Origin of the sequence: Acidisoma sp. L85, from assembly GCF_009765865.1 — a bacterium.
Classification (GTDB): Bacteria; Pseudomonadota; Alphaproteobacteria; order Acetobacterales; family Acetobacteraceae; genus Acidisoma.
This window is the reverse complement of record NZ_LMUQ01000073.1, coordinates 128974-155943: the sequence shown is the minus strand read 5'-3', so window position 1 is coordinate 155943 and position 26970 is coordinate 128974. Positions and strand designations below refer to the sequence as shown.

At 60.8% G+C, this 26970-nt stretch carries 27 protein-coding genes and 2 tRNA genes; 11 read left to right on the top strand and 18 right to left on the bottom strand.

The features are described from left to right. Window positions 1-342: 342 nt before the first annotated feature. The 3 genes from GSQ83_RS24300 to GSQ83_RS24290 all read right to left on the bottom strand — a co-directional run bounded on the left by GSQ83_RS24300 (window position 343) and on the right by GSQ83_RS24290 (window position 2614). Complete coding sequence (locus GSQ83_RS24300; RefSeq protein ID WP_158805447.1) at window positions 343-843, bottom strand: SRPBCC family protein; 501 nt, start codon at window positions 841-843, stop codon at window positions 343-345. 10 nt (window positions 844-853) lie between these two features. Then, on the bottom strand, window positions 854-1063 hold the full coding sequence (locus tag GSQ83_RS30125) for a hypothetical protein (RefSeq protein WP_216850550.1): 210 nt from the start codon (window positions 1061-1063) through the stop codon (window positions 854-856). A 453-nt stretch (window positions 1064-1516) separates the two neighbouring features. Then, window positions 1517-2614 (bottom strand): glycosyltransferase, encoded by a 1098-nt coding sequence (locus GSQ83_RS24290; protein WP_158805446.1) that lies wholly within the window; start codon window positions 2612-2614, stop codon window positions 1517-1519. A 582-nt stretch (window positions 2615-3196) separates the two neighbouring features. Here GSQ83_RS24290 and GSQ83_RS31495 point away from each other — a divergent pair. Then, on the top strand, window positions 3197-3736 hold the full coding sequence (locus GSQ83_RS31495; RefSeq protein ID WP_371418069.1) for a nitronate monooxygenase: 540 nt from the start codon (window positions 3197-3199) through the stop codon (window positions 3734-3736). Between the two features lie 492 nt (window positions 3737-4228). Here the strand turns inward: GSQ83_RS31495 and GSQ83_RS30915 are convergent, their stop codons facing one another. From GSQ83_RS30915 to gatC, 5 genes are all read right to left on the bottom strand, one after another. Next, window positions 4229-4354 carry a hypothetical protein gene (locus GSQ83_RS30915; RefSeq protein ID WP_256367081.1) on the bottom strand — a complete coding sequence of 42 codons (126 nt, stop codon included), beginning with the start codon at window positions 4352-4354 and terminating at the stop codon, window positions 4229-4231. Window positions 4355-5305: 951 nt separating this feature from the next. Next, a tRNA-Ser gene (locus tag GSQ83_RS24280) sits at window positions 5306-5398 on the bottom strand. Window positions 5399-5492: 94 nt separating this feature from the next. Next, window positions 5493-6941, bottom strand: a complete 1449-nt coding sequence (gatB, locus tag GSQ83_RS24275; protein ID WP_158805444.1) for an Asp-tRNA(Asn)/Glu-tRNA(Gln) amidotransferase subunit GatB — start codon at window positions 6939-6941, stop codon at window positions 5493-5495. Beyond that, on the bottom strand, window positions 6938-8425 hold the full coding sequence (gatA, locus tag GSQ83_RS24270; protein ID WP_158805443.1) for an Asp-tRNA(Asn)/Glu-tRNA(Gln) amidotransferase subunit GatA: 1488 nt from the start codon (window positions 8423-8425) through the stop codon (window positions 6938-6940). Before gatA ends, gatB begins: the two co-directional genes overlap by 4 nt. Then, window positions 8422-8721, bottom strand: a complete 300-nt coding sequence (gene gatC / locus GSQ83_RS24265; RefSeq protein ID WP_158805442.1) for an Asp-tRNA(Asn)/Glu-tRNA(Gln) amidotransferase subunit GatC — start codon at window positions 8719-8721, stop codon at window positions 8422-8424. Before gatC ends, gatA begins: the two co-directional genes overlap by 4 nt. 52 nt (window positions 8722-8773) lie before the next feature. Here gatC and ruvX point away from each other — a divergent pair, with 52 nt between their 5' ends. The 3 genes from ruvX (at window position 8774) to GSQ83_RS24250 (ending at window position 9921) form a co-directional block, all read left to right on the top strand. Then, the gene (ruvX, locus tag GSQ83_RS24260) at window positions 8774-9256 is read left to right on the top strand and encodes a Holliday junction resolvase RuvX (RefSeq protein WP_158805441.1); all 483 of its coding nucleotides are present in this window, start codon (window positions 8774-8776) and stop codon (window positions 9254-9256) included. Window positions 9257-9318: 62 nt separating this feature from the next. Then, window positions 9319-9394: transfer RNA gene (locus tag GSQ83_RS24255), tRNA-Ala, on the top strand. Window positions 9395-9618: 224 nt separating this feature from the next. Beyond that, a complete protein-coding gene (locus GSQ83_RS24250) occupies window positions 9619-9921 on the top strand; it encodes a hypothetical protein (protein WP_158805440.1) in 303 nt (100 codons plus the stop codon). A 395-nt stretch (window positions 9922-10316) separates the two neighbouring features. Here the strand turns inward: GSQ83_RS24250 and GSQ83_RS24245 are convergent, their stop codons facing one another. After that, entirely contained in the window at window positions 10317-10859 is a 543-nt protein-coding gene (locus GSQ83_RS24245) for a cytochrome b (protein WP_158805439.1), read from the bottom strand. Next, window positions 10856-11971, bottom strand: coding sequence for a catalase family peroxidase (locus tag GSQ83_RS24240; RefSeq protein ID WP_158805438.1), 1116 nt, complete (start codon window positions 11969-11971; stop codon window positions 10856-10858). The genes GSQ83_RS24245 and GSQ83_RS24240 overlap by 4 nt, the downstream gene beginning before the upstream one ends. Before the next feature lie 345 nt (window positions 11972-12316). On the opposite strand from GSQ83_RS24240, the gene GSQ83_RS24235 reads away from it, so the two are divergent. The 4 genes from GSQ83_RS24235 (at window position 12317) to GSQ83_RS24220 (ending at window position 13781) form a co-directional block, all read left to right on the top strand. Further along, window positions 12317-12607: a hypothetical protein gene (locus GSQ83_RS24235; protein WP_158805437.1), complete on the top strand. Its 291-nt coding sequence runs from the start codon at window positions 12317-12319 to the stop codon at window positions 12605-12607. Window positions 12608-12719: 112 nt separating this feature from the next. Beyond that, window positions 12720-12998 (top strand): hypothetical protein, encoded by a 279-nt coding sequence (locus GSQ83_RS24230; protein WP_158805436.1) that lies wholly within the window; start codon window positions 12720-12722, stop codon window positions 12996-12998. Between the two features lie 158 nt (window positions 12999-13156). Next, window positions 13157-13336 carry a hypothetical protein gene (locus GSQ83_RS24225; RefSeq protein ID WP_158805435.1) on the top strand — a complete coding sequence of 60 codons (180 nt, stop codon included), beginning with the start codon at window positions 13157-13159 and terminating at the stop codon, window positions 13334-13336. A 175-nt stretch (window positions 13337-13511) separates the two neighbouring features. Continuing rightward, on the top strand, window positions 13512-13781 hold the full coding sequence (locus tag GSQ83_RS24220; RefSeq protein WP_158805434.1) for a hypothetical protein: 270 nt from the start codon (window positions 13512-13514) through the stop codon (window positions 13779-13781). A gap of 639 nt (window positions 13782-14420) precedes the next feature. Here the strand turns inward: GSQ83_RS24220 and GSQ83_RS24215 are convergent. Further along, window positions 14421-16136, bottom strand: coding sequence for a diguanylate cyclase (locus GSQ83_RS24215; RefSeq protein WP_216850549.1), 1716 nt, complete (start codon window positions 16134-16136; stop codon window positions 14421-14423). Between the two features lie 256 nt (window positions 16137-16392). Between GSQ83_RS24215 and GSQ83_RS24210 the strand changes: the two genes are divergently transcribed. Both GSQ83_RS24210 and GSQ83_RS24205 read left to right on the top strand, forming a co-directional pair. Next, entirely contained in the window at window positions 16393-16593 is a 201-nt protein-coding gene (locus GSQ83_RS24210; RefSeq protein ID WP_158805433.1) for a helix-turn-helix transcriptional regulator, read from the top strand. 537 nt (window positions 16594-17130) lie between these two features. After that, on the top strand, window positions 17131-17571 hold the full coding sequence (locus tag GSQ83_RS24205; protein WP_158805432.1) for a hypothetical protein: 441 nt from the start codon (window positions 17131-17133) through the stop codon (window positions 17569-17571). Between the two features lie 6 nt (window positions 17572-17577). On the opposite strand, the gene GSQ83_RS24200 is transcribed toward GSQ83_RS24205, so the two are convergent. The 4 genes from GSQ83_RS24200 to GSQ83_RS24185 all read right to left on the bottom strand — a co-directional run bounded on the left by GSQ83_RS24200 (window position 17578) and on the right by GSQ83_RS24185 (window position 21315). Further along, on the bottom strand, window positions 17578-18390 hold the full coding sequence (locus tag GSQ83_RS24200; protein ID WP_216850548.1) for an inositol monophosphatase: 813 nt from the start codon (window positions 18388-18390) through the stop codon (window positions 17578-17580). A gap of 17 nt (window positions 18391-18407) precedes the next feature. Continuing rightward, window positions 18408-19328, bottom strand: coding sequence for an ROK family protein (locus GSQ83_RS24195; protein ID WP_158805431.1), 921 nt, complete (start codon window positions 19326-19328; stop codon window positions 18408-18410). Window positions 19329-19337: 9 nt separating this feature from the next. Continuing rightward, window positions 19338-20090 (bottom strand): SDR family oxidoreductase, encoded by a 753-nt coding sequence (locus tag GSQ83_RS24190; protein ID WP_158805430.1) that lies wholly within the window; start codon window positions 20088-20090, stop codon window positions 19338-19340. Between the two features lie 109 nt (window positions 20091-20199). Then, complete coding sequence (locus GSQ83_RS24185) at window positions 20200-21315, bottom strand: substrate-binding domain-containing protein (RefSeq protein WP_254065879.1); 1116 nt, start codon at window positions 21313-21315, stop codon at window positions 20200-20202. Between the two features lie 236 nt (window positions 21316-21551). Between GSQ83_RS24185 and GSQ83_RS24180 the strand changes: the two genes are divergently transcribed. After that, the gene (locus GSQ83_RS24180) at window positions 21552-22358 is read left to right on the top strand and encodes an SDR family oxidoreductase (RefSeq protein ID WP_254065878.1); all 807 of its coding nucleotides are present in this window, start codon (window positions 21552-21554) and stop codon (window positions 22356-22358) included. 87 nt (window positions 22359-22445) lie between these two features. On the opposite strand, the gene GSQ83_RS24175 is transcribed toward GSQ83_RS24180, so the two are convergent. The 3 genes from GSQ83_RS24175 to GSQ83_RS24165 all read right to left on the bottom strand — a co-directional run bounded on the left by GSQ83_RS24175 (window position 22446) and on the right by GSQ83_RS24165 (window position 26786). Continuing rightward, on the bottom strand, window positions 22446-24050 hold the full coding sequence (locus GSQ83_RS24175; RefSeq protein ID WP_158805428.1) for an L-lactate permease: 1605 nt from the start codon (window positions 24048-24050) through the stop codon (window positions 22446-22448). 121 nt (window positions 24051-24171) lie between these two features. Beyond that, the gene (locus GSQ83_RS24170; RefSeq protein WP_371418068.1) at window positions 24172-25389 is read right to left on the bottom strand and encodes an SMP-30/gluconolactonase/LRE family protein; all 1218 of its coding nucleotides are present in this window, start codon (window positions 25387-25389) and stop codon (window positions 24172-24174) included. Window positions 25390-25403: 14 nt separating this feature from the next. Continuing rightward, a complete protein-coding gene (locus GSQ83_RS24165) occupies window positions 25404-26786 on the bottom strand; it encodes an APC family permease (protein ID WP_158805427.1) in 1383 nt (460 codons plus the stop codon). Window positions 26787-26970 lie beyond the last annotated feature (184 nt).

Genomic DNA, 26970 nt, shown 5'->3' with positions numbered 1-26970 from the left:
CCCCTCCAGCCTGACCACCGTTGCGCCCCTCCCGCCGATCGGGGGAAGCATCCACGCATCGCGGCCGCTGGGCTTGCGGAGCTAGCTCCGCAAGCCCAGCAAACAAGGCCACTTGGGGAGAATTCAAACGGCGCTTCTGGGGAGCATCACTCCGGTATCAACAGTCCAAAGCTGCATTCTCCCCCACCGCCTCCGCTGGACTGCCGAAGAACCGCGGGCTGACCGTCATGGTCCGGAGATTTGGAATGGACCAGCAGTCGTCGGCTAGCGACAGTTTGGCACCACTCGGCATGGAACTCTTCGCAATCAACCTTCAATTCTCGCAGTCCGACGGCGGGCACGCTAGCGTGTCAGGCGTTTCATGCTCGCGCCCAGGGTGACGAGAAGCGCGTCCAGCTGCTCGAACGTCTCGCTAAACCCACCCTGCATTCCGGAGGCGATGGCACCGTCGAGAGCTTCCTTCGAGGGATATAAGTCGTGCATGGCGACCAAAGTCTCGCCATCCCGTTCTTCGAAGGTCACCGTGGTGACGGCCCCACCTTCACCAGCTTCGTCATTCGTCCAGACGAGGCGGGAGTGCGGCGTCACCTCGATGTACCTACCGAAGAACTCCATGGGCTGCTCCGAGGCAGGGTGGCCGAACACGAAGCGGTAGCTACCCCCCGCACGAACGTCGGCCTCACAGAAAACGAATGACACCCCAAACGATGTCGGTGCCCACCATCGCTTGAGCAACTCGGGCTTGGTCCAGGCCTCGAACACGATGGGCGCCAGGCCATCGAAGGTTCGCGTAAGAACTAGCTCACGCTCGGACTTCCGTTCCACCGTCGTGCGGTTCTTCATGGGGGTACGCTCACGCCCTTTTCCTGCGTCCAATGACCTTCTCCTCCCGTTTCAGTTCTGCGACAACCTTATCGAGCTCGTCGAAGCGCGCGTCCCGGAGCTGGCGGAAACTCTCGATCCATGCCGCTTCTTCCTCCAGTCGGCGGAGGCCGAGTTTGCAGGTCTGCACGCGCCCAACCTTTTCTGTGGTGACGAGCCCCCTGCTCCAAGACGGCGACATGCTTCTTCATGCCCGTGAGGGTCATGTGAAACTTCTCGCCAAGGTCCGTGATCGAAGCATCTGCCCGCCCGAGTTGCTCCAGAGCTCCGCGTCGGGTGGCGTCCGAAAGCGCGGCGAACGAGGCTTTGAAGCCTTCCCGCCGCGCCGCTGGCCTGGTGCCCGTCACCTGTTCGGCGGAGATGACCGCCGTCTTTCCCTAAGCAAGCGGCACCAATATTGCCGCATACCTGGTTCGTCCCCTAATTTCCAGCCAGATCGGTCGTCGAGTGCGGCCACAGTCTCTGAAAAACCGATGACGAACCCGCAGCTAACCATGCTGCAGTTAAGTCATTGCTCCAGCGTCGCTTAGGGCCGCTAGAAGCGGCCGCCGCGAGGAGCTTGGCCTTGCCGGCAGTTCACGTGACGTCGTCATGGAGGTCGTGAGTCCAAAGAGGATTTCGGCTGCGTCGAGTATTAGCCCTGTAAGAATCCATATGATGCAAACATCTCATTGTAATATCGATATCCCTCCACGTTTTTTGTCAGAAAATGAGCTATTGTATCATCACCGAACTGCTGAGATTGCAGACGTCGGCTTATTTCAAGAGGCTTTGGCCCATGATAGTGGATGATCTCCGCAGACTCATTTGCTCCCCAATATGGTTTCCAGTTTTGCTGTAATTTGAGTCGATTCCATTTCATCCAAAAAATTGCATTCATCTCGCCCTGTTCATGTACTGCGAAAAGTCCGCTCCTGAGGCGAAGTGATATTATTCTGATCATCCTGTCATAGATTGAGCGAAGAGCTGGAACGTTCATCACTAGGACACCATTGTTGAACCAACCCCAGTTGCTCTGATCCGTCTCTGGAGCGGCGGCTACGAATTGAATTCCGTCCGCGCTGATGTCAGGATCCCGGGCGAATATGCAATCATAGTCTGCATAGAGCACGAACTCGTCATCTTTCTCGATAACTGGAATCATCAGACGTAAATACGAGCCGTGCGCCATGGCGCTTGAATAGTCTGTCCGGCCTGCAAGAGTTTCATCGAGATCCTCCGTCAACGGAAATGACGCGGGAATCATCGTCACTCCGTGACGTTTTAGAAAATCCTCAACCTCAGTTGTCATTCCGGAGTAGATGCATATGGGCCGGAGCGACGTGCGGCCTAGGGCAGACATCACGGATGTTTTGATTAGATAGGATTGCCGTTCACACCCCTCTCGGCCGACGCAGAAATACCATTTTGAAACTCTTGCCTTCGGGGAGGGAAGATTGGCGAGGGTTGCGTGCTCCTGCTTTGCATCCGGATCGCGAACACTCCAGTGTGACTTAAAGGCATACGAAAGGTTCGCCGGCACAGGCGTGCCGTCGATTGTGGCATCCGCAATACGCCAAAAGCATTCCTCCGAACCGAACAGTCGAGCATGAAGCTTCGCGCCCGGCACGACAGCCAGTTTCTCGTCCTCCGAAAGTTCTCTGGAATGATCAGGGGAGGCCTTCAAAAAAGTATGGAACAGCGAGATCCATTCGTTTCTCGACCCGATTTTCGCCTCGAATTTGACTGCCACTCGATCTCTCTTCGGTTGCGCCGAACGCCGATTGTGGACGATTAGCGCCGAACAGAAAAGGAATCCCACCCATGATGGCTAGTTTTTCTCGATCACCCGGCGCCGACGCGTGATCAAAGTCTCAACGATTCGCATGGCGAGTCGCAAAGAGCGGGCGCCCTTGGCCGAAAAGGTGCGGCTCGAGCAGCCCAGGAGGTTCCAGGCGCCAACGCCTCGGCGCTCGGAGTATGGCGTTCCGCAGCAGACGTAGGTTCGAACGCAACCGGACACCATATATCCTTGGCGGACAGCATTGCGGTCGACTCCGCGCGACCCAGAACAGGACATCATGACCGGCCTCACCCATGACCGTTCCAAGCTTGCATCCGCTGCCTCCGGCGCCGAGGGGTCCTGATAGGCGGCCCATGTGTATGCCCAACCCGTTGCAACTGCTAGACGAGATAGTCCGGCGTTGGCTTGGTAGCTGAGATCGGGCCGCCGGTTGCTCCCGCGGGACGTCATGCGACGCGGTGATGGGTATTTCCCTCATCCAGCGTCAGCACCACTCCTCGGATTCAAGGAAGGTGTATCCGTCGCCTCGAGATGTGTCACAGGGGCTATCGATCATCAGACGCCACTCGCGGCGCGTTAGCTGCCGTGTTGACACTGGGAGCCCCAGGCGCATGGTTAGGCACGCGCTTCCTGATGGCAACCGAAGCCAACATCCACGCCGATTGTCTAGCAGCGCTGGTGCGGGCGGCTGCAGCCGACACATTCGTCGCGACAGTTTTTGGTGTCGGGTGGGAAGATGCGCCAGGTCGCGCGCTGCGAAATAGCACTGCGCGCTCGTGGCAGGCGGCAGGGCGGCCTGTTCGCGACCAGCGACCACGCGAGGGCGAGGTCCTGTATCGCTCTCCTACCAGCGGTGCCGTCGTGAGCTACAAGGCCAGCACGCCGCCAGCGGACGCCTTGGGTAACGTTGAGGCAGCCTCCCGGCCGGCCGGGGTGTCGGCCTGGTCGCGCACCGCTAACCAGCCATCGAGATCATCGCGGAAGCACGTAGCGTGCCCAAGCTCCTTGCCGCGTCGGCAAAAGAAAACACCGCCTGGTGAGAACGGGGCTCCGCGCCGGTGCTGGAGTTGAGCGGCTTACTATTCGGGGCCCCTGCCCTCTTTTCGATGCCGCATTCGCTTGAGGCAGTTGTCCATATCGAGGAAGCTGTGGTGAGTGGCTTGGATTTTTCTTTGGCCCAATACCGTATGGCGTTCAGCCCATAAAGATCAGCGGCGAAGAAGAGATTTGTGATCGAACCTATCAGAGTGGCGATCGATTTGATGCTCTCTGCACCAAGGCTTTAGGCTCTCCCCCGAATGTCACGAGCGAGGGACACCGCCGCGGCTCAGCAAGGTTTGGTCGGATCGGCCTCAGCTTCGAGCTCGATGAGCATCATCCTAGCATTTGCCTACAGTCCGTCTGGGGTGTGGACCTTCAGTTCTGCCACCTCTTCGCGGATCTCCCAACTGCGTTCCAGCAGTGCCCGCTCCAACTTCCGGACCCCCCCATGCGCAGAGGGCTAGGTCGGGGTCTTCTGTCTCGTCGTCCCAGACTATGAATTGCGCCTCCCGCTCCTCGAACTCACGACAGAGCGCCAATAGATTGCCGTCCTGTTCCTCTACCTTCGCCCTGTCGCCGCGGCCCCGCGACGAGCAGCGAAGCTGAGCCGGCGATCAGGCCGCGCCAGGCGACGTGACGCTCGCTCATGCTGAAACTCCCCTGATAACGTCTTTAACAGTTCTAACCCAGCTCCCCATGTGGGGAAGACCTTGACGCCGATCTTTCCAGCTCGCGCTGCCCCTTTAACAATATGCCGAGGACGACGAGAGCCGTCATCTGGAGGCCGTCGATTGTCTTCGGTTGAAGGCCAGCAATCGCGTCGGCGGTTCCCAATAGCGGTCCCGCGCCGCACTTTTATAAGCTCGTTCGTGATGAAATGCCTGCACAGATTGCCGGTCTCGGCGGAGCAGTTTGCAGTCCCGCCTGAAGCCGTCTGAAATGAGACACGCTTTGGCGGCGAAGCTGCTGGAGGAGTTGCTTGACGCGACCGACCCCGACGAGGTCAAAGCAGAGTTCGCTGACCTTTTGGAGGTTATCCGCGCGCTCGCTGATTTACGGGGGCAGCATGGAGCGAGGTGGAAACCACGGCTAGCGACAAACGGAGAAGTCGTGGCGGATTTTGCTCGGGCGCTGTGTCGGTCGGGACAGCATGGCTCGTGGCAGATCGTGCGGTCACAAGGCACCTGATGAAACTACGCTGCGCAGCCTACGGAAGCTCAGAGTAGAAGAAAACGCGTCAGGGTCTCCTACAATGCTCTTCTAGCATCGATCCCAGAACGTGGGGAAATCGAACTGGTCGGACGCCGAATGAAGTTATATTTGACACGTGAGGGCATCGTCGTCCGCGGACGGCGGCCTCGGTACCAGCCGACCCAACTCAGCCCGCCACTTGGGAGCGACGGCTAGCCGACCCGCCGTGCTCATACGGACCACCGACAGCCGGGTGCCAACATTCATCGCGCCTATCATCAGCGTCTGGCCGTCCCTTGGCGTTTGCCCCCGTTCGGCTGTCACCGACCTCCGCGTGGGACAAACGAGGGAATTTCCCGGGTGTCACTCGATGATTATGTTTGGCCAAAATGACTTAGGTTGCGCGATTGGCGGAGGGGATGAGATTCGAACTCACGGTACGGGTTGACCCCGTACAACGGTTTAGCAAACCGCCGCCTTCAGCCACTCGGCCACCCCTCCGCCGGGAAAGGCATCCGCATAACACGGCGTTTGCGGGCGGAGTTCTACCGGGCCGGTCCAGCGGGGTCAATGACGGCGATGGCCCGAACGCCGGCTATAGGCGACGCTTGAGGGCATCGTTGACCAGGGCCGGATTGCCCTTGCCCGCCATCGCCTTCATCACCTGGCCCACGAAGAAGCCGAAGAGCTTCTGCTTGCCCGACTTGTATTCGGCAAGCTTGTCGGGATTGGCGGCAAGCACCTTCTCGACCGCAGCGTCGATGGCGCCCGTATCCGTCACCTGACGGAGCCCGCGCGATTCGACGATGGCGGCGGCTGGCTCGCCCGTCTCCATCATCGCTTCCAGCACGTCCTTGGCGATTCGGCCATTGATCGTGGCGTCCGCCAGCAAATCCAGGAGACCGCCGAGCGCCGCGGCCGAAACCGGGCTGTCGCCAATGCCGCGGCCAAGCCTGTTCAGCCCCGCGAAGAAGTCGCCGAGCATCCAGTTGGCGGCGATCTTGCCGTCCCGCCCCTCGGCTAGAACCTCATAGAAATCGGCCGTCGCCTGCTCCATGATCAGCACCCCGGCGTCATAGGCCGGCAAGCCGTACCGGCTCATGAAACGCGCCTTCTTGGCATCGGGCAGCTCGGGTAGACCGCTGGCCAGCCCATCCACCCAAGCCTGTTCGATCACCAGCGGCAGCAGGTCCGGATCCGGGAAATAGCGATAGTCATGCGCGTCTTCCTTGCTGCGCATCGACCGCGTCTCGCTGCGCGCCGGATCGTAGAGGCGGGTCTCCTGCTGCACCGCCTCGCCAGACTCCCAAACAGCGACCTGACGCCGCGCCTCAGCCTCGATGGCCTGCATGACGAAGCGCACAGAGTTGACGTTTTTGATCTCGCAGCGTGTGCGGAATTCCTCGTCCGCTTTTCGCACGGAGACATTCACGTCGGCGCGCATGGAGCCTTCCTCCATATTGCCGTCGCAGGTGCCGAGATAACGCATGATCGTGCGTAGCTTGCGCAAATAGGCGCCAGCTTCCTCCGGCGTGCGCATATCGGGCTCGCTCACTATCTCCATCAGTGCGACACCGGCACGGTTGAGATCAATGAAGGACAGAGCTGGGTCCTGGTCATGCAGCGACTTGCCGGCATCCTGCTCCAGATGCAGACGGGTGACGCCGATCTGGCGTGTTTCACCGCTTTCCAGCAGGATCTCGATCTCGCCTTTGCCCACGATGGGGTGAGCAAACTGGCTGATCTGATAACCCTGCGGCAGATCAGCATAGAAGTAATTCTTGCGGTCGAAGCGGCTGACGAGATTGATTTGGGCGTTCAGACCGAGCCCGGTGCGCACGGCCTGTGCCACGCATTCCGCGTTGATCACCGGCAGCATGCCGGGGAAGCCCGCATCGACGAAGCTCACCTGGCTATTGGGCGGAGCGCCATATTCGGCCGACGCGCCGCTGAACAACTTCGCCCGGGATATGATCTGGGCATGGACTTCCAGCCCGATCACCAGCTCCCAAGGTCCGGTCGCACCCTCGATAATGTAGCTCATCGCAGGCTTCCCACGCGGATTTGCGGTTTCGCGGAGAAACCGGCCGCGCTCTCCAGCGCCTGCCCCACGGCGAAGACCGTTTCCTCGTCGAAATGCTTGCCGATGACCTGCAGGCCTAGCGGAAGGCCATCGCCATCGAGCCCCGCCGGCACCGAAATTCCAGGCACGCCGGCGATCGAGGCCGGGACCGTGAAGACATCGTTGAGATACATCTTGACCGGATCATCCATATTCTCGCCGACACCGAAAGCAGCTGACGGCGCTGTCGGCGTCAGCAGCGCATCGACTTGTCCGAAGACATCCGTGAAGTCCTTGAGAATCAGCGCGCGGACCTTCTGCGCCTTCAGGTAGTACGCATCGTAGTAGCCGGCTGACAACACGTAAGTGCCAATGAGAATGCGGCGCCGCACCTCTGCGCCGAAACCCGCCGCGCGTGTCTCCTCGTACAGATCTGTCAGATCCTGCGCCGGGACGCGCAACCCGAATCGCACGCCGTCATAGCGGGCGAGGTTGGACGAGCATTCAGCGGGCGCCACGATGTAATAGGTTGCGAGGCCATATTTCGTGTGCGGCAGAGAAACATCGACGATCTCGGCGCCCGCGTCGCGCAGCCAGTCTAGGCCCTGCTGCCACAGCCGCTCGATCTCGGCCGGCATGCCGTCAGCATGATACTCGCGCGGCACGCCGATGCGCAGACCCTTCACCCCGCGACGGCAAGCGGCCGCGTAATCGGGCACCGGCCAGTCCATGCTAGTACTATCGCGCGGATCGTGGCCGGCCATGGAGCCGAGCAGGATGGCCGCATCCTCCACCGTGCGGGCAAAGGGTCCCGGCTGATCCAGCGAGGAGGCGAAGGCGACCACGCCAAAGCGCGAGCAGCGGCCATAGGTGGGCTTCATACCCACTATGCCGCAGAAGCTCGCGGGCTGGCGGATCGAGCCGCCGGTGTCGGTGCCGGTCGAGCCCAAAGCCATGCCCGAGGCGACCGCCGCCGCCGAGCCGCCCGAGGACCCGCCCGGGACGAGTTGAGTATTCGACCCCTGGCGCTGCCATGGATTGATGGTCGGCCCGAAGGCCGAAGTCGTCGTGGAGGAGCCCATGGCGAATTCGTCGAGATTGGCCTTCCCGAGGAATACTGCGCCATCCCTTAGCAACTGGCGGGTGACCGTGCTTTCGTAGGGCGGCACAAAGGGTTCCAGGATGCGGCTGCCCGCGGTGGTGCGGATGCCGTTCGTGCAGAAGAGATCCTTGATGGCGAGGGGGATGCCGGCGAGCGGACCACCCTCCCCGCGCGCCAAAGCCCCATCGGCTGCATCGGCGGCGGCCAGCGCCGTCTCGGGCGTGACCGTGATGAAGGCGTTCAGGCTTGGCTCCAAAGCCTCGATAGCAGCGAGATGCGCTTCCGTCAGTTCCCGCGCCGAGATGGTCTTCGCCCGCAACGCATTACGCGCGCCAGCGATGGTGAAATCGAGCGTATCGGTCATTCGACGACTTTCGGCACGGTGTAGAAGGTTCCGGCCCGAGCCGGGGCATTGGCGAGCACCGCCTCGGTTTGGTCGCCATCAGTGACAACGTCCGCACGCATGGCGAGAGTGGCCTGTCCGACGGAGGCCAAAGGATCAACGCCCGAGACATCGACCTCGTTCAATTGCTCGATCCAGCCGAGGATGGCGCCGAGTTCACCCCGCAGGCGCGACACCTCCTCATCGCCCAGGCGGATGCGCGCCAGTCGCGCAATGCGACGCACCACGGCGTCGTCGAGGGGGGCAGCTGAGGCCATGAGGTGCCGAGATCCCTTGGGAGTTTGAGAGCGGCGGACCATAAAGGCGCCCATGCCCATCATCAACCTGACTGACCTTGTTGCCAACCTGTCCGCGGAAGAGCGCCTCATCGGTCTCGACCCAGGCTCCAAAAACATCGGCGTCGCGCTGTCGGATGTCCGGCGGCGGGTCGCCAGCCCTTACGGCACCCTGCCGCGGAACAAGATCAAGGCGATCGCCTTCCAGATCACCAAGCTCGCCGAGCGTGAGCAGGCGGGCGGCCTGGTGGTCGGCATGCCGCTGGAGGAGGACGGCCGCATGGGTCCGCGTGCCCAAGCTGCCCGCGACTGGGCCTGGGCCTTGTCCGAGGAGGTCGGACTGCCGGCGGCGATGTGGGACGAGACGCTCACCACCGCAGATGTCCATGAGATGCTTATTGGCGAGGCCGATCTTGGACGACGGCGCCGCGCCCAGGTGATCGACCGCCTGGCGGCAGCCCGGATTCTGCAGGGCGCGCTGGACAGTCTGGGGGACGCCCAACAACCGCTGGCGTGACCCCTCACTGGCAGGGCTTGATCATGCAGCCCCTGCGCGTCTATATGCCGCCCACCCAAGGCGGGGCCATAGCTCAGTTGGGAGAGCGCCTGAATGGCATTCAGGAGGTCGTCGGTTCGATTCCGATTGGCTCCACCATGGATTTAAAAAACTTAGCGGCCGGATTAGGTACGCTCCGAAGGCGGCCAGGTGGCGTGGCTCTCGGTCAATGCCGGCGCATTCGGCCTGCGCACCAAGTCGATTGCCCGATCCGGGTCGCGAGGCATTCCGTTACGACCTCTCTGACTTGACGGCGTCTCCTTTGAATACACATGTCTTTTCGGTCTCGGAGTGACTCTGGCCGTTGCGACCAAGGAGACGAGATGAACACGTATGTCATAGTCGCGGTTACTGCCCTTGCCTTCACGACGGGGACCGCGATGGCGCAATCTACAACATTGGTTCCCGCGCCATCCACCGTGGTCCCCCCGCCGCCTGGCACCCTGAGCGTCACCGAAACCAAGAAAACCGATGACGGTTTCGGCGACAAGACCGTCTCCGAGAAGACCACCTACGGAAACGCGAATGGGGCCGTCGCAAACACGACGACCACCACCATAAGGCAGCCGCCGCCACAAGTCATGGTGACGACCAAGCTCAAGGTTACAACAAGCGCGCCTCAATAAGCGCAGATCCATCCCCGACAGGAGAGACAACGATGACCGTCAATAAACGAGGTTTCCGGCTGGCACTCAGTGTTCTGCTATTGGGAGGTGCATCCGCCTTGGGGGGATGCATCGTCAATCCGCCCCCCGCGGCTCCCGTCGCTCCCACCACGACAGAAAGCACCACCACGACCACCCAGCCGATGCCAATGGCGCCGCCAGTCTCATCAACGACCACGACGACACAGACGAATCCATAGTCTGGAATCGTTCTGACCGAAGGTGCCGGTTCGATACCGGCATCTCAATTGCTTGAAAGGCTCGGCCAACACTGAACAATCGAAGCTATGGGGTGCGCGAAACCTCTGACACCGCAATTTCGGGCGGTTGAGCGCCCGTCATGTCTATAGCGAGAATTAACTCTTGGTCGAAACTGATGCCATGCTCTCGAGAACACCGTCTCTTCGGATCAGACCGTGGAAGAGCGCCGCGCCTAAATGGGCGAGGAAGGTGAGGAATAACAGGTAAGCCAGAACCGTATGTGACTCGCGGAGCACCGCGTACAGAGCGGGGTTTTGCGGCAGGATCGGTGGCAGCGCCCAGGGTCCGAACAGTATGATCGGATAGCCTCCAGCGGAGAGCATCCCCCAGCCGATGAGCGGCATAGCGAACATTAGCGCGTAAAGCAGGAGATGCGACGCCGTAGCGGCTAGACGCTGGATCGGCGGCAGCGAGGCCGGAAGCGGCGGCGGTTTATAGATCAATCGATTGATGACGCGGATCACCACCAGAATGAGAATCGCTATTCCTAGCGGCCTATGGATCGCTAGAAGCAAATGGTAACGCTGCGAGACTGACGTCACCATCCCCACGCCAATAAACAGCATGGCCAATACCAGCACCGCCATGACCCAGTGCAGCAGGCGCGACGATGCGGAAAAACGCTGGTGATTTGTCATGACTTACCTCCGGCAGCGACCTCTTGTGGCGTGACGGCACTGGGCGGCTTCTCGCTTCGCTCGTTCTCACGCAGAGTGAAGGAACGAGAATAGGTCGCGGAACGCGTGCTTAGCAGCGGATCGTCTGATGGCTCGATGCCTGAGGGGAGAACCGTAGGGTCGTAATTGACGTTGATGCAGGGTCCTCCATCCTCGCTAGCCAAGTGATCAAGCGACACCGTTCCGGCGTCAATTTGCTGACGGTCCGACGGCCATAGCAGCGTCGGATTCGTGGTGTCCGTGGGTTGCCCGACGGTGACCATAAGCCGCCATTGCACCGGCTTCTTCGCGACCTCGGCAATGAGGGCATCAAACAGGCCGTTTTTGCCGACGACCGGTGGAGCGTCACTGGCAGCCACAAACGGCTGCACCGGAACCGCCGACCATTTGACCTGAGTTACGTCACCCGCCGCATTGATGAATCGGAACGTGTTAATGGAGTTGTAGGTTGTGTTCGCGAAGCCGGAGGATACGGCGCGGGTCTTGATAATCCCAATTGCCGGCAGAAAAGCAGGGTGCGCGGCAACGAAAGCCTCCATCTTTGCTGGATCTGGCTTTCCCGACATTTTGTCGGGCAAGGAGGCGATCATCTGGTCGTAGAACTCTTGCGCGTTCAAGAATGGGAAGACCGGTATGTTGATCATTCCCGTGCGCCACTCCTCGCCGTTTTGGGGGAGGAAGCGGAGCGCAAGGCTGCGTACGGTCGCCGGCTCGTCCGGGATGAACGGCATGCCGCCCGCGAACGCGATCCGTGCGACGACGGGCACGCGGCCTGAGGCGAATAACATGGCCTTGGAAAGCGACACCGCCTTCCCGTCACTCTCGAACCAGCCAGTTGCGCAGACGCCCTTGGCGTGATTGCGGCGGAAGCCTGGATGAGGCCCGTTCGTCGCCTCGAAGCCCGCTATCATCCGTTGCGGCGTTAGCCGACCAGGGGAGAACCACCCGCCGGTATAGGCAAAAGCCGCCGTAGAGCAGAGCAGAACCACACCGATCCCTCCCAGTCTCGCCACGATCGCGGCCGGGCTGAGAGGCGGGCGTCTGTCGGCGGGGTCGCGCAGATAGTCGGGCATCGTGCTACTCCGTCCATGCGCGTCTCTGTGGCCACGCGTGGAAGTGCGCCACAGAATACGTCCATGCTATGGGAAGAGCGACCAAGCCTCAAGCCTGACCGCCGTCTCGTGCGATTGCGACCAGTCAATGAATGCGCCGCGCATTGCGGAAGCCCAGTACTGCAATTGATCTCTTTTGTCCGGCCATCAGGAAGGTTCCCCGGGACACCGCCTATTACTTGGGCCGTTATGTACGGCGCCGCGGCGAGTTCCTCTTCTCGAAACGACCAGTCGCGATGACGCATTTGTTGTCGTCCTAGACTCGACGCCGCATAAGCTCGGTCAACACTTCGAGGAGACGAGCCCATGGATCACGACGCCGGCTGGGCCGCCCGACAAATCACCCTGGCCTCCGTTGGCGCGGACGGCCAAAGCGCGGACCTGACACTCCCTTGCCGCTGGGTGGAATACATCCAGACATGGGACGGCGATGCACCGCCCTTCTTTATCGTCCATGTCAGTCACACCGACCGCCTGGGAACGGCCGACTGGCAATCGCTCGCCTTCGAGGACCGCGGCGGAAAGTCTCATAGCTACCTTGTTCGAGACGTCAGGGAGATCCGGCCGAATGTCGTGCGGCTGACGAAGGTCGGTTGAATACCCGGTAAAGCTGTCCCACGACGGCCACGGCCTGAGGCCGGGCTGCCCCGGGTGTCCCGCGCGCCAGGCCAGATCGGTGATAGGATGCACCCTGCAAAGGGGCACGCTCATGACCTACGATATTTCGGACCTCCACAGCGGGAACATCCCGCCCTGGCACGGCGCTACAATCGTCTATGGCCGGGCGTGGATGATCCTCGATCACTTGCGGAAGAATGGCTTCGTCCCGGACTGCAAGACCGATTTCAAGGTCAAGACACTGATCAACGCCGATATGGCGAGTTTGATCTCGGCGCTCGAAGGCGGTGACGAGGCGCGGGTACGCCAATCCGTAACTAGCAACCTTCGTTTCCTCACGGTGCAGCAATTGGCCGAGACCAGCCGCTGAGCTGCCGCGGGCGCCAGTGCCTGCTGGCGTGAACATCGTCCCATCGCGCCGTCGCCGCCAACGCATAGGGCAGTGCGCGCGGCCGGAAGAGCCGTGACAGGCCAGGGAGGCGGGCCTACCGTCCTGGCGCGCCAAAGAAAAGAAACGGAGGATTCGTTATGACCAGTTCAAGCCAGACCTCGGTCGAGATGGCCCATCTTATCCGCGCAGGCGAGGCCCAAGCTGCCGCCACCCTGACCGCCCTCGTCCTCGGGACGATCAAAACCGCTGACACGATCCCCGCCGTCATCCTCACCTACAAGGAGGTTTACAGGGCCATGTTTGGCCGGGAGCCTTGACAGAGCGAGGAGCTCGGTGGCGGCCATTGCGGGTTCACCCGTTCGTGACCGCTCGGCGCCTCCGAAAAAATTAACTTGCCCCGCGTTCCGCCATATACTGACAAAATCACCGGCGCGGGTCTGTCCTTCAGGGGCGGCTGAGCGGCGCATCCCGCGCCAGAAGAGGCGCAGGGAGGTGGATGTGGCCGAATACCGAATTTATCTCGTAAATCCCGCTGGACGGGTTGCGGGGCGTTTCGATGCGGTTTGCTCCAGCGACAACGAGGCTCGTTTCGCCGCAAAAAATCACCTCAAACCCGGTGAGCAAGCCGAAGTTTGGACGGGCGACCGATGCGTCGGGCAAGTATATGCGTCTGTGAATGGTGCGAATATCGCGCTGGAAGCGGTGGCTGGCGCAGCGATGAGGCATCCGAAGGCGAGCGGCACCCCACAGCTTTCACGCTGAAGCCTGGTGATTTTCGCCCTCAGCGGAGAACCGGACGGCAAGGGCTGTCCGCGCCGCACGGTTCGTGACTACGTGGGGCGTTGCGTGCGCGTGGTGACAACTGAGCGCTAGCCTCTGTTGTTCCCGATCCCCGTCGTCTGGGAGACACCGGTCCAGGTCGATCCCCCGTTTGGAAACTCCGAAATCCCACAACTGACCAACCCTAGGAGCATGGCGATTAAGACTAGGCGACAGCAGCGGGTTGTACCGAACATATTGCGCATTCTCCGTCTAAGATCCTGATTGGCAAGTAAGATAATCCCGCAGCCGATCCAGCCAAGCCTGGAGGCCTGACCTTAGGAAATCTGATCGCAACATAGAATTCATAGTCTGCCGCGCCCTCCCCGGCTCGGGCATTTCAATAAGTTAACCCTATTTTAACCGCGCTCTGGTGACGCTAAGCCGATAGTGGGCAAGGTCATCAATTCCAGGTGGTGGGAATGCCGGTCCGACGAGCATCGATGAAGGCAGAAGTAAAGCGACGATACTCGAAGAAGGAAAAGCTTCGCGAGGAGACGAAAAAGAGTCGCCCTAAGAAGCGCCTTGCTCCGGATCGCCCTGCCGAACAGGGCGTGTAGACACCGCCCGGCTTAGCAACGTCTAAGTCGCCATGCCCTCGGTCTCGATCAACGATAGGCGCGGCGGCGGCGCGCGCAGCGAGGCAACTTCGACCCGATCGCGACCGAGCTGTTTTGCGCGATACAACGCGACATCAGCAGAAGCGAGCAGCTCGTTGGCGCTTCCGCAGGTCTCTGGAACGCAGGCGACACCGAGGGACGCGGTAACAGCGAGGCCCCCTGCCTGCGTCAACTCGGAGATGCGGCCACGAATTTGCTCGGCTTTGCCGGCCGCTAAGGCCAGCGGGCAGTCCGGTAGCAGGACGGCCAGTTCCTCGCCACCGTAGCGGCAGGCGACATCAGTGCCCCGCAGGCATGAAAGGATCGCCGAGGCCGCATCCCGCAGCACCGCGTCGCCAGCGCTATGACCATGCTGGTCGTTGAGCCGCTTGAAGTGGTCGAGGTCGATCATAATGGCGGAAATTGGCGCTTTCCGGCGCTCCGCCTCCAGGCACATGCGCTCGAGCATTTCCTCGAGGAAACGTCGGTTGTACAGGCCGGTCAGGGCGTCTCTCAGTGCCTGATTGCGCAGCCTCTCCCGCAGCGCGAGGCTCGAAAGCGCCAGCGACATCGCATCGGCCATGGCTGCGGCGACCGGTTGCGCCGCCAGGAGACGCGCAGGCCCATCGGCCACGGCCGGGTCCGCACTGATCTCGAGAAGTCCGTAGAGTTCGCCCCGTGCGGCCATCGGGATCTCCAGAGACACTTGGCGCTCGTTGACATGGCTGCAGCGCAATGCGCCGTTCTCAGCACGGTTCATATGCGGCTTGCCACGCTTGAGAGCCCAGCAGGCATTGGGTGCGAGGTGGCCGGCACTCGCTTCGGAGTAACCACCCCAGCGTGTCGCGAGGTCGAGCCGGTCGCGGGAGTTGTTGAAGACATACAGCGCGCCGCCGAGGCCCGGAAGGAGCCTGGTGGCGGTCGCCCGTAGCACCTCGTTCGTGTCCTCCTGCCCCGCCGCGCTTTGCAGCATGTCGGCCATGGAAAACAGCTGCTCGGTTTGCTCGCGCGCTGCGAAACCGGTGTTGATCGCGCGGATGATGCGACCGAAGGCATAAATCATCGCGAGAGCGGCCAGCGCCACCGCGGCTAGGTTAATGAACTGATATGCTCGGCTAATCGCGTCGGCCGTTTCGCTCCAGCGGTCGGCCATCTCATGCGCCCGTGCGACGTATAGCGCGATCTGCTGCTGTAGCTGATCCCTCGCCGCTTGCACCGCAGGAGAGAACAGCACTGCGGCCGCTTGGTCTCGTTGATTGACGTCCTCGAGATGGATCGCCGCTGACCATGCGTCGAGCAGTTGGCCGAGCGCTGCACGGGTACCGATATGCGAGCCGGACGCTAGCCCGGCCTGGGCAGGCAGTTTCGGCAGAATCGTGGGCGCGAGGTCGTCAAGGGCCTGCAGCGCGAGTTGGTATGGCAGCAGCTCTTCCGCCCGCCCGGTCAAGACATAGCCGCGCACACCGAAACCACCCTCGATGAGGGCGTCGCCGAACTGCTGGCCTTGCGCAAGTTGGTCCGCGTAGCGATCGCTGCGAGCATCGTTGTATTTGTCGGTTAGAAAATCCGCGACCGTGATCAGGCCGATCAGCAGGATGAGGCCCACGATGACAGCCGGCATGATCGCGGTACGGCTGCGCTGAAGCCCCCAGAAGCGGGGCGCAGCCTGCCTCTGGCGAGGATGGTCGTGAACAGCCACGGGGTGCGTACCCTCAGTTGAAATAGCCAAGCGGTTGAATAACACCCCACAAACAACACCAAGTGGTTGAAACGCAAGGACGAACTACCGCGGATCCGGCACTGTCGCCATGGCAGGTGCCAGGACGGTCGCAACCGCAGCACAATACTGGTCATCGTTACTGATCTCAGCTATGACTACTGAGCTACGCCACAAAAAGTGATGACCGTTGCGAACTTCCAGCCTTACGCCACAGCAATGCCGGGGCGCGCGTGCTATGCTCAATATGAGGCGTAAGGATCTCGCTGTGGCCGCCTCGGTAGGCCATAGTACTCTGTTCGATTTCGAGACCGGCAAACGAAATCCTCATCCGCGAACCCTAGCCGCCATTCGCTCGGCGCTTGAGGGGGCGGGAGCGGAATTTATCGAGAGGGAAAGCGGCGAAGTCGGGGTGACTCTCCGACCGGAGGTAGAATGAGCTTCGAAAGCCTCCGTTTATTGTGAGTGCCACGCTCTTCACTGCGTGTGCCGGTCACTTCTTCTTGCGGTAGAAGGCGGGCGTTTTCGCCTCACATGGGCGCCAGGTTACGTTTTGTAGCAACTCAGGGGCGAGCGCCGGCGCTAATTTCAAGCTATGCACATTGCCATCCACGAGATGGAGACGGCCTTGGGTGTGTGGCGATTGAAGCTTCATAATCCCGATGGAGTCCGCGAGGATGACCGTCGGTTCGATGATTTGAGGACCGCGCTGGCCGCCGCGCGCGTCATTCGCGCGAAGCGCCCTGACCTCCGACTTGTCGTAACCGTGCCGTCGGACGCTTCAGAGGAAGACCGCGATCGCGTGCGGCAAATCGGCACTTATCTCCCGCCAGACGCCGATTGATTCGCTGGCCGCCCATGGCGGCCTGCGAAAAGGACGATGGTTTGCAAGGTGTCGCGGAGAGCGCGGCGGGCGCCGTAACGCCAGTGACAATCGTTACGAATGCGCCTAATCTTCGTGCGACAGGAGGCTCGTATGAGACCCCGTGCGGCTGTCACGATGATGCTGGCAGCAAGCTTGGCACTGAACACTGCCGGAATGGCGCGCGCGGCCGGTTTGGCCTGCTGGAACAAGAGCCTTCCGATTGCGGCACCGACGGACATCTCCTGTGTCCCGCTGACACGCGATTTCCTGCGGAGCATGCGCGGGGTCAGCCGCGCGCAGGTTATAAGCTCGATGGGGGCAACTGGCCGCCCGAGCGAGGATCGCCTTCACTACCTAAGCAATTACGGTGATGGAAAACAGCTCGGAGCCGGGGAGGTGAATTTCACCTTCGACGCCGACGACCGCGTCATCAGCATCGATGCGATAGTAGTGCAGCCTCACCAAGCGAGGACCATCGACTTCCAGTGGGACTCCGTCGGCTACCAATGCTCGGATTTCCCGGAGAGTCGGTTGCCCTGCAGCGCCCGGTAGCTATTCTTAGCCGACCTCGGGTATCGAACTACTTTGTCCAAGGAGCTCCGCTAGCAGCGGATAAAGGTCTGGCGGCCCAGCGGCGAGCGGATTGCCCTGCCACAGGCCCTCGTTTGCCATGAAATTCGAGACGCGCCCGTTGGCCGCCTCGACGACAGCCACGGCGCCCAAGCAATCCCAAGAATTGATGTGCTGCTCGACATAGCCGATGAGCCTACCGCAAGCGACATAGCAGAGAGTGAGCGCGCCTGAGCCTTCCCGATAGAAGGTTCCGCCCGCATGAAGAACACGGCCAAACATTTCCAAGAAGGTCGCGGGTGCAGAGCGCGATGAATAGCCGATGCCGAGTATCCCGTCTGCAAAACTCGCCGCCTTGCTGACGGTGATCGGATGACCGTTCAGTGTCGCGCCCGCATTTCTTCTCCCAACAAACAGCTCCTCCCGCACCGGCGCATAAACGAAGCCCATCTCGACAATTCCGTTCAGGACGAAAGCGATAGAGACACACCAGGCGCTCATGCCGCTTATGAAAGGCTGAGTGCCGTCAATCGGGTCTACGACCCAGATGCCGCCTTCGTTCTCAACCTCACTCCGTCCTGTTTCCTCTCCCAAGAAACCGTCTTCTGGGAAGCGTGATTTGAGGCGGTCCTTGATGAGAATTTCGACGTTCAAATCCGCCTCGCTCACTACATCCTGCGGACCCTTGTTCTTGACGGTGAGTGTTTCCAGCCGGAGAAAGTATGAATGCGCCAGCGCGCCTGCTTCCTTCACCAAAATGGCTGCGAAGTCGAAGCGAGCGTCCAGGTCACATGCCTGCATATCGATTCTTCTCTCTGTTAGACGCAGCGACTGGCAGTGGAAGCGTCTCGCCAGAGCCACGCAGCACCACGTACGCCGCTCGAATCGCCGTGGAGCGCTTTGCGGATCGGTGTGGAGAATACCGGCGAAAATGTATAGCGCGCTATGCTTTCGGGAAGATCGACATAAAGCTCATCAATATTGGACATCCCGCCGCCCATCACGAAGATGTCAGGATCAAGCGTGTTCACGACCACGGATAGGCCACGCGCGGCCCGATCCACATAACGCCGCCATACGAGAGTGGCGAGATGATCGCCATTTCGCATTTTCTCAACAATCTCGCGAGACTTCAAGGGAACATCCGCATGCCGAGCATAGTCGGCCTCGAAAGAGCGGCCGGAGATCCAGGTCTCCAAACAACCGTGTTTGCCGCAATAGCAGGGCGCGCCAGGGGTCTCGGCTGGGGTTGAAAATGGCAGAGGATTATGGCCCCACTCGCCCGCGCTATTGTTCGCACCGTGATGAGCGCGGCCGCCCACAGCGATTCCGGCGCCCGCACCACTTCCCAGGATGACCGCAAAAACAACATTGAAATTGGCACCGGCGCCATCCACAGCCTCGGAAGCGGCAAGGCAATCGGCATCATTCTCGACACGAATTGGTCGCTGAAGGGCCTGCCGCAGATCGGCCTCAACTGGCTTGCCCAAAAGCCAGGTTGAGCTTGCGCCTTTGCCAAGACGTGACAGGGGCTCCAGTGATCCCGGGATGCCGATGCCGATATGGCCGGTCATTCCGGTCTCGCTCTCAAGCCGGGCGACCAGATCGACGATGACCCCAATGCATCCGCGATAATCCTGCCGCGGCGTATCCCGCCGTATTCGCAGAAGTTCCCGGCCTTCAGGCGAGAGCGCCACGCCTTCGATCTTCGTTCCGCCCCAGTCGATCCCGACAAGCATCGAGGGGTACTATCCTCGGCCGACGAAGGGCATTTTGGTTGCCATGACGGTTATCGTCTGGACATTCGCGTCGGGTGGCATCGATGCCATGAAGACAACGCTGCGCGCGACTGCCGCGACATCCATGACCGGTTCGACCGCGATTCTGCCATCTGCCTGCGGCACACCGGTTTGCATCCTGGCTGCCATGGGGGTGAGCGCATTGCCAATGTCGATTTGGCCGCAAGCGATGTTGTGCTGCCGCCCGTCGAGGGAGAGCGACTTCGTCAGGCCAGTCACTGCGTGCTTTGTCGCGGTATAAGCGATTGAGTTCGGGCGTGGCGCATGCGCCGAGATCGATCCGTTATTGATGATACGGCCACCCTGCGGATTCTGATCGCGCATCAGGCGAAAAGCACCTTGAGCACACAAGAAAACGCCCGTCAGATTGACTGAGACAACAGTGTTCCACTGCTCGAAGGTCAGTTCGTCGGGCGACGCGGAGACATTGACGCCGGCATTGTTGAATAGAAGGTCCAGACGTACGAAGCGCTGACGCAAAGTCTCAAACAGCGCATCGACCGCCTGCGGGTCGGCGACATCCGTCGACTTGATCATGGCGGCGGGCCTGCGTTCGCCCGCCAGCGCCGCCGTTTGCTCTAGCGCTTCCACGCCCCGGCCGGCTAGGACTACATTCCAACCATCGGCCAAGAGAGCCAATGAAACCGCGCGGCCAATCCCGCCGCCGGCACCTGTAACTAAGGCCACTCGCTCAGCTTTCATGGCTGATCTCCTTTAGGGACGCCCGAATCAGCGCTAGGGCATGCCTTTTTTGCATTCCTGGGAATGTGACGCCAGCCTCCCGGGTTATTTTCCTGGCGTCAGCGGAAACTCATTTTCCCCAGATTTTCGCGTAGGCGTCCCGGTAGTGATTGTCCGGGTCATAGATATCCTTCTTGCCGCCGTCTTGATCGACGTTCTTCGCCGTAACGAGATGCACCGGCGCGACATAGCCCGATGGCGCCTGTCCCGCGAAGGCACGATTGAGCTCGTCGATCACCTGCCAACCCTGGAGGATCAGAGGCTCCGGCACCGTCGCCGCCTGAAACTGACCGGACCGGATCCGCTCATAGGCCGAGATGCTCCCGTCGCCCGCGCTGATATTGACGGGCGGCCCGGCCGGGTCACGGCCCGCGTCGGTGAGGGACGGCCCCATGAAATCGTAATAGAGGTCATTGATCGCGAGGGAATAGGTCCATTTCGCGCCATAACGCTGCAGCAGAGAGGTAGTGAGCTGCGGCATGCGCGTGCTGGTATCCGCGAGCGGCGTGTCCTCGAAGGACAGGATCGTGCATTCGGTGCAACGTTTCACCTCGTCGCGCATCATCCGGGCTTTCGACAGCGCAATCGCATAGGCACTATCGGTGAAGACGATGACGCCGGCATGTCCGTCGCTCATCGCAATCGCATAGTCGGCGGCAACCTTGGCCACATTAGCGCTGTCGCTCGTGATATTGGTGAAAACATGCTCGTCCGGCATCGCGCCCGGCTTCGGGCCGCCATGCCAGGCGACAATCTTTATGCCCTGGTCGACCGCCTGCTGGATGCTCGCGGCATTTTGCACGACGTCATAGCCACCGATGACGATCCCATTGGGCTTGAGCGCCATGGCCTGGCCGAAAGCGGATTGAATGCCGGATATACTCCCTTGCCCGTCGAGCACTCGGATCGTCCAACCGATCTTGGCACCCGCCTGCTTGACGCCGTCGCCAACCTCTTGAATGCCGCCGTTGCGAAGATCCGCTGCGACATACACGACGGTTTTACCTGTTGCCGCGACGGGCCCCGTGGTCGGGCCGGTCCAGGCTGATGCAGGCGCCGTCGCGGCGGCGACCACCGCCTTCGCCTGGGACAGCACGTCATCTGCTCGTGCCGCCGCTGAAAAGCCGAGTAAGAGCGCCACGCCGAGGAAGACCGCGCCGCACATTTCGGTTTCGGTAAGTCTCATCAGTATTTTTCTCCCTTGATCTTGGGCTCGATGATCGGCGCGCCGCCGTCACCTTACGCAAAGATCAGCTTTCGAGGGGGGTCGGATCACCTTGCACACGCCGCTCGATTCCTCCCGCGCCTTCTTGCCGATCTTCGCCGGATGTTCACCCCATTACTATGCAGGGCGGGCCACTACACTTGAATGTGCGCGGTTGCCTCGGCATAACATCGATCGTTCCTAGGAAGAAGTTTTTTGTGGTGGGGGTGGTGGTGCGAACAGGTGGGGTAAAGCGATCGGATCTCTTCAATCTCGATGGGCGTCTTGCGGTGATCACGGGTTCGAGCCAGGGGATCGGCTTCGCGATCGCCGAAGGTTTGGCGGAGGCGGGCGCGCGGGTCGTGCTGAATGGCCGAGACGCAAGCCGGCTGTCCGCGGCAGCCCACGCGCTCGGCGCGCAAGCTCTTCCGGCCGACAACGGGCTCGGTGCCTTCGATGTCACGGATCCGACAGCGGTTGAAGCCGGAATTGCCCGGATCGAGGCTGAGGTTGGGCCGATCGATATCCTCGTCAACAATGCCGGTATCCAGCGGCGCCAACCCCTCGACGAGTTCTCTGTTGAGACTTGGCGGGAGGTGATGCGGACGAACCTCGATAGCGTGTTCTTCGTGGGTCAAGCCGTCGCACGCAGGATGATTCCCAGAGGCCAGGGTAAGATCATCAACATTGCGAGCCTGCAGAGTGAGGCGGCCCGTCCGACAATCGCGCCGTACACGGCGTCGAAGGGTGCGGTGAAGATGCTGACGCGCGGGATGTGTGCGGATTGGGCGCAGCATGGGCTGCAGATCAACGCGATCGGCCCGGGCTACTTCGAAACTGAGCTGAACAGCAAGCTGCGCGACGATCCGGTATTCGATGCGTGGCTGCGCAAGAGGACACCATCAGGCCGCTGGGGGCGCGTCGAGGAGCTCAAAGGGGCCGCGGTGTTTTTGGCCTCGGCCGCTTCGAGCTTCGTGAACGGTCAGGTGATTTACGTGGATGGCGGGGTGCTGGCGGTTCTTTGATACGACGCGAGTTGCCGTCCTTTCGCGCCCAGCATCAGGCGCACGCGCCAGGGTCACGGCTTATCATGTGACCCCGGACATTTCCTCTCAGTGTGGGATCATCCAAGGGACAACATATTGCTGGAGAAGAGCGAGGAGGCCGACCAGCAAAGTGAGAAAGACACTATGCTTGAAGGTTCGCCGAAAAACATTGCCCTCCTGTCCAACGAGTTCGGTGACGGAGACACCGGTTGCGATATTCTGCGGTGAGATCATCTTACCCATCACGCCGCCGGACGAGTTCGTTGCGGCAAAAAGGATGGGGTTGAGCTTGAGTTGATTCGCCGCCACGACCTGCAAATTCCCGAACAGCGCATTGCCCGAGGTGTCGGAGCCCGAGAGGAACACAGCGACCCAGCCGAGGAAGGCAGAGGCAACCGGAAATAGCAGGCCACCCAGGGATGCGACCGCTTTACCAAGTGTATATGTCATCCCGCCATAATTCATCACATAAGCAAGCGCGATGATGAAGGCGACGGTAAGGATCGCCAGCCGGAGCTGAATGAAGGTACGGCCGAAGCAGCGAAAGAATTCGGTGACGCTGACACCAAGCAGCAGCGCCGTGGCGATAGCCGAGACGAAAATCGCGGTTCCCGTCGCGAACGGTTGAAAATCCCAAATCGCGGCATAGGGCTTATTATAGAGGGTAATGAAAACCGCATTATGCAGCCCGGGCCAGGGGAGTTTCTGCTCGCCAATCAGGAAGATCTTCAGGGTGGTCCAGATAATGACGACCGCGGAGACCAATAGCCAAGGCACCCAGCCTTGCCAACCAGAAACCTTCGACAATCGCCCCTGCCCCGCCGCGACATGTTTCATCGCGAACCGCGCATCAGGCGCCGGCGACCATATTTTCAGGAAGCCGATCGAGACGATCAGCGAGACGAGAGAGGCGAGCACATCGGTCAGACGATAGTCGAGGTAGTTCGATGTGAAGAACTGCGTCAGCGCGAAGCTGCCACCGGCGACGAAAAGCAGTGGCAGCAATGCCCGAACGGACCGCAAGCCTCCGAAGACGAACATCACATAGAACGGCAAGAGGAAGGCGAAGAATGGCAACTGCCGCCCCACCATTGCCCCTAGCGACACATCCGATAGATGCGTGACGGAGCCGAGAACGGTGACGGGAACGCCGAGCGCGCCAAAGGCCACTGGAGCGGTGTCGAAAATGAGCGTGAAGGTCAGCGCCTCAATTGGCGCCCAGCCAATCATAATGAGCAGCGACGAGATAATGGCGACCGGCGTACCGAATCCGGCGATGCCCTCCAGCAAAGCGCCGAAGCAGAAGCCAAGTATAATAAGCACAACCCGCTTGTCGTCGGGCATATGCTCCAGCACCCAATCCCTGAAGGCGTCGAAGCGTCCCGAGACGACGGCGATATTGTAAATGGTCAGCGCGGCGACGACGATCCACATGATCGGCCAAAGCGCGAAAACCACGCCCGCGACGGCCGAGTCGAGGGTGATGCCGACGGGCACATGCCAGCCCAGAACCGCGACCAGGATACCAACCACAAGCCCGGCCAGCGCCGCCTCCCACCCAGGGCGACGCAGCCCCCCGAGAAGAACGAGCACGGTCAGGATCGGCAGGGCCGCTACGATGAACGAAAGGCCCAGACTTCCCGCTATCGGCGTAAGATATTGCTGAAACATCCGTATTTTCCTCCCCGACCTCATGAGGGAGCAACCTGGCACCTCACGTCAAAGCATTACTGACCGATCCGCCGACCGGATCTGGGTCGATCCGCAGGCATCGGGCCATAGACCCGCACAGTCAACCCGGCCGAGAGGCCCCGGTCATGTTCAGATAGAGCGCATAGACCGAGCTGCTGGCCGCCATGAACAGCCGGTGTCCTCGCCTGCCGCCGAAGCACAGATTGGCGCAGGTTTCGGGCAGGTGTACCTTTCCGATGAGATCACCATCCGGCGCGTAGCAACGGACGCCGTCCTCAGCCGGGTCCGCCCATCCCATGCTGCACCAGACGTTCCCATCCGCATCCGTCCGCAGCCCATCCGTGAGGCCCGGAGCGAAGCCATCCGCGAACACTCGGCCACCGCTGAGCTTGCCGCCCTTCACGTCAAAAACGCGAATATGCGCCGGTCCGCCATGGGTGAGCCCGCTATCCACGATATACAAGCGAGACTCATCCGGCGAGAAGGCCAGGCCATTCGGGCGGGTGAAATCATCCGCGACAACCGTTGCCTCGCCCCGTACGGGATCGAGGCGATAGACCTGCCTCGGCAGCTCTGCCTCTGCGGTATGACCCTCGTAAGGCCCGTCTATGCCGTAACCTGGATCCGTGAACCAGATCGCGCCATCGGATGCGACGACCACATCATTTGGTGAGTTGAGGCGTTTCCCAAGGTGGCGATCCATCAGAACGGTAATCCGGCCATCCGCCTCCGTGCGGGTAACACGGCGCGAGTCATGCTCGCAGGTGACGAGCCGTCCTTCGCGATCGCGCGTATTGCCATTCGCATAGTGGCTATCCGTGCGGAACACGCTGACATGACCATCGTCTTCCAGCCAACGCATGATTCGATTGTTCGGGATGTCGCTCCACAGCAGATAACCGCCGGCGGGGAAGTAGACCGGGCCCTCCGCCCAGCGGAAGCCTGTCGCGATCCGCTCGATGCCTGCGTTTCCCTGGCGGGCTTTGAACCGGGGGTCCAGCGACTCGACCCGAGGGTCCGGATAGCGGGTGTCTTGCAACACACCGAGCGGGAGCGATGCCGGCCGCCCGAAAGAGTGACCGTTTCCCTTAAAGCCAAACTCGCCCATGTCGTCTCTCCCTGTCGTCACCCGTGCCGGATTGTTGCGGCCATGCGTCAACGCCCGATCCCGGCGGGTTCCTGTTTCCGTCCAGCGGAGGGTATTCGAAAACAGAGGCGGATGGATAGCGTCCGGCGTCTCCTGAGTGAGGTCGGGGTAGCGAGCCGCTGCCAGGGCCGCCGAGCCTTCAAAGCCGGTCCCCGACAGGTCGCCTCTCACGATACCGCTAGGCCCTATTTGGCGCCGAGCATAACGCCTTCGAGATCGTGCTCGATCCCGAGAAGAACTTGCGGGCTACGATTCTTTAGCATGACGAACCAAATTCCTCCCACGAGCATATAGGCCGCGAAGCCATAGGGCAGGTAGTCATAGGGAGCCGCCGGCACGGGATAGACGCTGCCGACCAGAGACAAGACCATCAATATGCTGCCGATGCCCCCCATCACGTAGACCATTGGCGTGCCGTCCCCGGTCTTGCGCAGAAGCACTGGAGCCGCAATCGAGCACATCAGATAGACCACGATAAAGCCGAAGCTCGCGACCGTGCCGAACCAGCCGAGCAGATCCGTCTCTGAATGCTTGTAGAACGCGGCGCAGGCGACGAAGTTGATCACTACGCCGATTGTTACGGCAACATGCGGAGTCCTGTGTCGTTCATGCACAATTCCCATCGTGTGGTGCACAAATTGATAGCGTCCGAGTGAGAACAGTATGCGCGAGAACGAGTTGATAGAGGCCAAAGCGCAGGCAAAGCAGCTCACCATTGCACCGATATAGACCAGGATCGTCAGCGCGGCGCTCTTACCCACAATCTCCGACAGCGGTCCGGTGCTCGCCCCGAGCTTGGCGGTATCGTCGTTGAAGCCTTGAACGATGAGATAAGTGGTCACAATGAAGACCGTGCCGGCCAGAATTGGCGTCAGTATGACCGCTCGCGGTATCACCTTTTTTGGATTGCGAGTCTCTTTGCCGAGAGTGGCGGCGCTTTCGAAGCCTACATAGGAGAAGATGCCGAAGACGATCGACTGAGCGACAGCTCCGAAGCTGGCACCCTGCAGGCGGGCCTGTTTCACGTCGAGGGCAAAGCCATGATGCTTCCACGAAAGGAAGCAAACTACCGCGATGATCGCAACAGAAACGACCTCAAGGCCAAGACCCAGCCTTGAGGAGAAGCGGATGTCGCGGATTGCGAAGACATAGACCAGAGCGCTGATCACAAAGTAGAGAATGTAGCTCGGCACGATGCCGGGGAAGCCGAAGGCGGTAATCAAGGACTGCAGGAACAGAGCAGTCGCCGCCGTCAATGCCATCGCGGTGAAGACATAGGCCGCCAGCATGGCCCATCCGGCGAGCATTCCCGTCGTCGGGCCAAGACCACGTGACACGTAGATGAAAAAGGACCCTGCTGCCGAAATCTTGCCCGCGAGTTTGCCGATATTATAGCCAACCACCACGAGCGCGATCGTCGCAAGAACATAGACCAGCCATGACGCCGTTCCAGCGGTCGCGGCCACGACGGCAACCGCAATGGCAGGCGTAAGGGTTGGCGAGACATTCGCCACAGATTGGCCGATTGCCTCGAGAAAACTCAAACTATCCGTTCTCAACTCTGGCATTTTGACGCTCCGTGCTTGCTATGGGATGTAACGGCTTCCACTTGTCATCGAGCGCGCCCAGGTCTGGGTCATCACCAGAAAGCTATTTGCAATTGTTGTGCCGTGGAGCGCAGTTTTGCTCCTGCGAGCGGTGATTTTCGTGATCTGATCTGGCAAAATGGCATTGACCAAGCGACATGATGTC

What these genes read in the sequence shown, in the direction of transcription:
- GSQ83_RS24165 (WP_158805427.1), bottom strand. Translation starts at nt 26,786, where the DNA reads ATGCCAGAGTTGAGAACGGATAGTTTGAGTTTTCTCGAGGCAATCGGC.
- GSQ83_RS30125 (WP_216850550.1), bottom strand. Translation starts at nt 1,063, where the DNA reads ATGTCGCCGTCTTGGAGCAGGGGGCTCGTCACCACAGAAAAGGTTGGG.
- GSQ83_RS30915 (WP_256367081.1), bottom strand. Translation starts at nt 4,354, where the DNA reads ATGAGCGAGCGTCACGTCGCCTGGCGCGGCCTGATCGCCGGCTCAGCT.
- GSQ83_RS24230 (WP_158805436.1), top strand. Translation starts at nt 12,720, where the DNA reads ATGACCTACGATATTTCGGACCTCCACAGCGGGAACATCCCGCCCTGG.
- GSQ83_RS24210 (WP_158805433.1), top strand. Translation starts at nt 16,393, where the DNA reads ATGCTCAATATGAGGCGTAAGGATCTCGCTGTGGCCGCCTCGGTAGGC.
- ruvX (WP_158805441.1), top strand. Translation starts at nt 8,774, where the DNA reads ATGCCCATCATCAACCTGACTGACCTTGTTGCCAACCTGTCCGCGGAA.
- GSQ83_RS24225 (WP_158805435.1), top strand. Translation starts at nt 13,157, where the DNA reads ATGACCAGTTCAAGCCAGACCTCGGTCGAGATGGCCCATCTTATCCGC.
- GSQ83_RS24240 (WP_158805438.1), bottom strand. Translation starts at nt 11,971, where the DNA reads ATGCCCGACTATCTGCGCGACCCCGCCGACAGACGCCCGCCTCTCAGC.
- GSQ83_RS24175 (WP_158805428.1), bottom strand. Translation starts at nt 24,050, where the DNA reads ATGTTTCAGCAATATCTTACGCCGATAGCGGGAAGTCTGGGCCTTTCG.
- GSQ83_RS24205 (WP_158805432.1), top strand. Translation starts at nt 17,131, where the DNA reads ATGAGACCCCGTGCGGCTGTCACGATGATGCTGGCAGCAAGCTTGGCA.
- GSQ83_RS24200 (WP_216850548.1), bottom strand. Translation starts at nt 18,390, where the DNA reads ATGCAGGCATGTGACCTGGACGCTCGCTTCGACTTCGCAGCCATTTTG.
- GSQ83_RS31495 (WP_371418069.1), top strand. Translation starts at nt 3,197, where the DNA reads ATGTGTCACAGGGGCTATCGATCATCAGACGCCACTCGCGGCGCGTTA.
- gatC (WP_158805442.1), bottom strand. Translation starts at nt 8,721, where the DNA reads ATGGCCTCAGCTGCCCCCCTCGACGACGCCGTGGTGCGTCGCATTGCG.
- GSQ83_RS24300 (WP_158805447.1), bottom strand. Translation starts at nt 843, where the DNA reads ATGAAGAACCGCACGACGGTGGAACGGAAGTCCGAGCGTGAGCTAGTT.
- GSQ83_RS24250 (WP_158805440.1), top strand. Translation starts at nt 9,619, where the DNA reads ATGAACACGTATGTCATAGTCGCGGTTACTGCCCTTGCCTTCACGACG.
- GSQ83_RS24245 (WP_158805439.1), bottom strand. Translation starts at nt 10,859, where the DNA reads ATGACAAATCACCAGCGTTTTTCCGCATCGTCGCGCCTGCTGCACTGG.
- GSQ83_RS24235 (WP_158805437.1), top strand. Translation starts at nt 12,317, where the DNA reads ATGGATCACGACGCCGGCTGGGCCGCCCGACAAATCACCCTGGCCTCC.
- GSQ83_RS24185 (WP_254065879.1), bottom strand. Translation starts at nt 21,315, where the DNA reads ATGAGACTTACCGAAACCGAAATGTGCGGCGCGGTCTTCCTCGGCGTG.
- gatA (WP_158805443.1), bottom strand. Translation starts at nt 8,425, where the DNA reads ATGACCGATACGCTCGATTTCACCATCGCTGGCGCGCGTAATGCGTTG.
- gatB (WP_158805444.1), bottom strand. Translation starts at nt 6,941, where the DNA reads ATGAGCTACATTATCGAGGGTGCGACCGGACCTTGGGAGCTGGTGATC.
- GSQ83_RS24190 (WP_158805430.1), bottom strand. Translation starts at nt 20,090, where the DNA reads ATGAAAGCTGAGCGAGTGGCCTTAGTTACAGGTGCCGGCGGCGGGATT.
- GSQ83_RS24195 (WP_158805431.1), bottom strand. Translation starts at nt 19,328, where the DNA reads ATGCTTGTCGGGATCGACTGGGGCGGAACGAAGATCGAAGGCGTGGCG.